We start from the raw sequence: 1,236 nt of genomic DNA on the forward strand, positions 1-1,236 counted from the left end.
CGTCCAAACCCAGCACCTCAGCGAACGCGAGACAGATCAACTCCTCGCGAACATCAGCCGGCCCACGACCCGTCCCAGCCGCGGACGCGAAGTCCGGCGCGGGCAGTGCCTTACGGTCCAACTTCCCATTCGACATCAACGGCAGCTCGTCGAGAACCGCGACAGCCGACGGGACCATGTACTCGGGCAGCCGCTCCGCGGCGAACGCGCGCAACACCGCACCATCGACGCCGCCGACCACGTACGCCACCAGACGCTTGTCCCCGGTGGTGTCCTCCCGGGCGATGACCGCGACCTGGACGACCTGCGGGTGGGTAGCCAGAACGGCCTCGATCTCACCGGGCTCGATCCGGAACCCACGGACCTTCACCTGCTCGTCCGCCCGACCCAGATACATCAGGTCGCCCTGGGCGTCCCACCGCACGACGTCGCCGGTCCGGTACAACCGGCCGCTCTCGCCGAACGGGTCGGCGACGAATCGCTCGCTCGTCAGACCCGGCCGGCTGACATAGCCACGAGCCAGCTGGACACCGGCCAGGTACAGCTCACCGGCGACCCCGACCGGCACCGGGACGAGGCGATCGTCAAGCACGTAGACGCGGGTGTTGGGGACCGGACGGCCGATCGGGACCGGGCCCGCGGCCGGAACCTCGCATGTGATCACTTCCACCGAGGCTTCCGTCGGGCCGTAGAAGTTGAACAGCCCGACGCCCGGCAGCACCTCGACGAAGCGGTCGCGCACGGCCGGGCCGAGGGCCTCTCCGGAGCACACCACCCGCTGCAATCCGTCGCATTCGGCGGCCTGCGGCACGGCCAGGAACGCCTCCAGCATCGACGGCACGAAGTGCGCCGTGTCCACCCGCTCATCGCGGATCAGCTCGGCCACGTAGGCAGGGTCACGGTGCCCGCCGGGGCGGGCGATCACCATCGTCCCGCCCTGGAGCAACGGCCAGAACAGCTCCCACACCGACACGTCGAACCCGAACGGCGTCTTGTGCAGCACCCGGTCACCCGGTCGCAGACCGAACCGCGACTGCATCCAGACGAGGCGGTTCACGATGCCCTCGTGCGACACCACGACGCCCTTCGGCAGGCCGGTCGAGCCCGAGGTGTAGATGACGTACGCCGCGTGACCGGGCAGCACCGCGACATCGGGAGCCGTGTCCGAACCGGACCGGGGCACCTCCGAGATCACACACACCGCGCCCGCGTCCGCGACCATGAACGCGACCCGCT

The 1,236-nt window shown here is 69.7% G+C and carries 1 protein-coding gene; it reads right to left on the reverse strand.

Going from position 1 to position 1,236, the window contains the following annotated elements; all coding sequences use genetic code 11:
• On the reverse strand, nt 1-1,222 hold a 1,222-nt coding region (locus ABD332_RS59840; protein ID WP_344516085.1), incomplete at its 3' end, for an amino acid adenylation domain-containing protein.
• Between the last annotated feature and the right edge of the window lie 14 nt (nt 1,223-1,236).

Source organism: Dactylosporangium maewongense (genome assembly GCF_039531485.1).
Lineage (GTDB): Bacteria > Actinomycetota > Actinomycetes > Mycobacteriales > Micromonosporaceae > Dactylosporangium > Dactylosporangium maewongense.